Origin of the sequence: Rhizobium sp. PDO1-076 (assembly GCF_000247475.1) — a bacterium.
In the GTDB taxonomy this organism is placed as follows: domain Bacteria; phylum Pseudomonadota; class Alphaproteobacteria; order Rhizobiales; family Rhizobiaceae; genus Allorhizobium.
Map to the genome: position 1 here is coordinate 1 of NZ_AHZC01000173.1, position 3,579 is coordinate 3,579.

General features: G+C 51.5%; 1 protein-coding gene and 3 pseudogenes. 2 read left to right on the plus strand and 2 right to left on the minus strand.

The genetic code is table 11. The features are described 5' to 3' along the window. Positions 1 to 181: 181 nt before the first annotated feature. Both PDO_RS29425 and PDO_RS11260 read left to right on the plus strand, forming a co-directional pair. Positions 182 to 295: pseudogene (locus PDO_RS29425) on the plus strand (IS481 family transposase); the annotation flags it as partial. A gap of 178 nt (positions 296 to 473) precedes the next feature. Further along, positions 474 to 3,182, plus strand: a complete 2,709-nt coding sequence (locus tag PDO_RS11260; RefSeq protein ID WP_009109350.1) for a hypothetical protein — start codon at positions 474 to 476, stop codon at positions 3,180 to 3,182. A 91-nt stretch (positions 3,183 to 3,273) separates the two neighbouring features. Here the strand turns inward: PDO_RS11260 and PDO_RS27870 are convergent. Together PDO_RS27870 and PDO_RS27120 are read right to left on the minus strand one after the other, a co-directional pair. Next, positions 3,274 to 3,392, minus strand: a pseudogene (locus tag PDO_RS27870) (transposase); the annotation flags it as partial. Positions 3,393 to 3,448: 56 nt separating this feature from the next. Beyond that, a pseudogene (locus PDO_RS27120) lies at positions 3,449 to 3,579 on the minus strand (IS6 family transposase); the annotation flags it as partial.

The following is a 3,579-nucleotide window of genomic DNA, read 5'->3' on the forward strand; positions in this document are numbered from 1 at the left end:
CCCTATGGAGGGTGCGCTCGCGAGCGGCTTCGCTATCACTCAGCTACACCACTCGGCGGGACACGATCAAAACATCAGGCAATGGCGATGACGGTCCACTACAAAAAAGAGATTAAAAACGCAACTGTAGTACAAGGTTCTACACGCGAGCGTCACGACGACAGAGGCAGTCCGTCGAGCAATACAGAATAGTGACGAGAGCCTGAGAGCGCTTTCGAAGCGGTATGGGATCAATCAGAAGACGGTGGCCACTGCCCAATGCCGTCTGACCACGAAAAATCAACCGTCGAAGCCTTGTTTCGGCTTAACCATGCGGGGCTTGGCAAACCAGGTCGCGCAGTATCCCAATTTTTTGATCGTGGTGTGTCGTATGAGACAGATTAGAAATTTCAGGACCTCATAAGGTATTCAAATAATCGCGGATTTCGCACAACCCAGCTTGCTGGATAAGCAACTGACAGACAGGAGTTACCATGGGCGTCGTTCTTTCATTGAGAGGCGGTTCTTCAGTACCTTTAGCTCGCGACCCCTTCCCTGTTGCTCCCAGCGACGGGAAAGATGATTTTCTTATTGAAAAGTTGTCCTCTGCCATCTCGCCCATATGGGTAGGCAAGCCGGAGTCGGTCGGCCCGGGGGAGGTACCACTCCAGGCTGCGCCGATGCTGACTGCTGGCGAGAAACGCGCTCAAATCAACGGTCTGATAAAGTCAGCGGGTAGTACCTACAGCAAATTGCGCGCCCAAGACCGTGCCAATGCGGAGCGTAATTTGGCATATGAGGCATATGCACTTGCGGTTGGGTCGAAAAACGAAGTCGCCCTTAAGGGCAAATCGGATGAAGCAATCGCCAAGCACCGTGCTGCGGTCGCAGACGTCCAAGAATCGGAAAAATCCATCAGGTTGCTAATGCAGATGGCGTGTTGTGACTCGGCTGACAGCGAGAGCGAGGAATTCCGGAACGAAGCAATGGGTGCGATTTCATGGCTGTACCGTCGATTTCCCGGTCCTGTTGCAACTGTTGCGGCTGGGCTCGTCAACTTGTGGATTAAGGGGCAGGCTGGCACAGTCCCAGCAGCTAAAGAAATTTTGACCCACAAGGGCGTATACTGGGCTGCCGTTTTGAGTGGCCTGCACGCAAAAAGGTCTCTTCAAGATAGCAACACATTGCCCGGCTCAAATAGGGAAGAGGAACTTGGGCTTGATTTGAGCTGCGCCGAACAGGTTATCGGAAACAATGAACTCGTACGGTTGAGGTTGATCGCGGACAATGAACAACTATCAAGTATGTTCGCTCTTGATAGGTATGTTTCTGGCGAAGAAATCAATCTTCTTGCGAAGAGATTGCCGCGTGCGAAAGCTGTGCATCACGGGCTTGGCGTGTTGATAAACGAGCCGCAGTTTGCTGCGCTTGTTCAGGCGATGAAAGCAAGCGCGAACGATGGCAAGCTTGCGGTCGCGTGCCTGCATGGCGGAGAAGCTACGGCGTCCGAGCATCAAAAGGGTCTGTCGAACCACTATGTGTCCGTCGTGTTTCGTGGCAAATTCCCTAACGCAGAGGTTGTGGTTCTGGATTCAATGTCGTCGTCTAATAGTAGCTTGGGCGTTGCGGTAAAAAAGGCGTTGGAAAAGCAGTTGGGCGCCAAGGTCCAGCTCGTTCAAAGAGGCCTTCAGAGCAATAGAAGATTTGAAAATGGCTGCAGTCTCTTCAGCCTGGAGTTGCGAAACTGGCTGGCCCACCCGAGCAATGCTCGGGTGCCGAGCCCTCGAACGCTGGTAGGCAGGCTGTGGCAGCGTGTGTTCGGTGAGAGCCTCAAGGGAGCAATAGGCAGATTCGCAAACAAGATTGAACAAATGCCTGATAGCGAAATGAAGTCCATGAATGTTGCCCTGCGGGCGCAATTATTATCCAGTCTAATACGCTGGGGCGCGCCCCCGGCCGAAACGCAGGCGACTGGTTCTAATGTGCAGGTCCCATCGGCGGTCGTTTCCGAGAATAAATCGGCGGTTTTGGGGCCAGTTCTTCACTTTTCTCCGGTCGATCTCGTTAACAGGAACGGGCGCAATGCAATGTCGGAGCTCCCGGGTCTGGATGAGCTTGCTGACAGCGTTAGTCTGCCGAATTCCACGTCGGCCGAAGCGCCAATTGACTCGCAGAGCCCTGTCCAGGTCGGAACGACGGGCGACAAGCCGGTTTTGGTAACGCGAGGCCAGAATATCTTGGATTTTTGTGTTCCCAAAAATCACCTTTCCAAAGGTAAAACTGACGCCAGCAATTGGAATTATTTGGTTGATAAGATAAACTTAAATCTTGGTTTAGAACCGGTGAATACGGAATTAAAGCCCGTTTTTTCCATAGATAATGAGAATGTTGTAAATTTTGATAGTGCTTTTGTAAACAATGCCCAATTCATGAAGGATCGACCGCGTATAATAAAAGCTCCAGGGACGAAAATCTACCTGAATGTTGAGCCGGATTCGCTAGATCATGTTGTCGAAAAGTTGAAAGCCCTGACCGTTAATACTAAGAGTACTTTCAAACTCAGAAGCAATCCTTCCAATCGGCTTTCTGAGAATGTTGTTGTTTACATGCACAACGAAGACAGCAAAATCTCCACAGAATTGAAGGAAATTTCTGCGGCAAACGAGGCCTGGTTCCGGGAAAGTCAATTTTCGGAGCTTGGCATCGAGGTCAGCCATGGCATGGTCGAGGCTTTTAGCGCGAAACACGGTTCAGCGGTAAAACTGCTGAATTATGCTACGCAGTTAAAGGGCGAGGGATCTATCTCTGATGCTGAACTTGATGCGCTTAAGTGCAGAGCCTTTTGGAGCCCGGGGTGGCTGGTGGCGACGGCGATTGCCCTTGCTGTGAGGAATACCGCCGGAAAGAATCCTAGCATTATTGCGAAAGAAATTGATGACACCTTGGATCTTGTCGGAGTGCAGAAAGGGCATCCGCGTTTCGCCGCAAGCGACAATCTAACGAATGGGCAGCCGAGTGTCGCAGTAAGCGACAATGCGGTCGGTCAAGTCCAACCGCCATCGCACAAGCAAGACAATTTGCCGGCAAACAGTAGTGTGGATGCGAATGCAAATCTTTCGCAAAGCCATAGATTGAAGAAGGTAGATAACGCTGTAAGTGGACCTTCTCGGGAAAGAACCCGTACGGGCAGCAGCATCCACTGAATCATCGTTTTCGACGGAGCGGCCTGTCTCTCAAAGTCAAGTTTCAAGGATAGCGTTGGCTGTAAATGGCGCTATACTGACAAACGGGAGGCAGGTCCTTGCGATCCTTCCATGAGGCAAAATCCAGTGAGTTCCCAGCAGGTGGACAATGCAGGTCTGCACCATCGTTTCTGCGAAGACGGCATTGATGGCCTCGGGAAAGCCCTTCAGGGGGCTTGTCGCAACCTTCCTCAGAGGCTGCGGCTATCCCTTGAACGATGCCATTGTCATGTTTTGTTAACTTTTGTAAGTCCGAAGAGGCGCGCAACCAAATCGTTCTGATCGTTGACTGTCCAGCCGCCGGAAAAGCCGAAGCCTTTCCTCAACCACAGCATTGCCTCGAAACCGGCAATCGTTT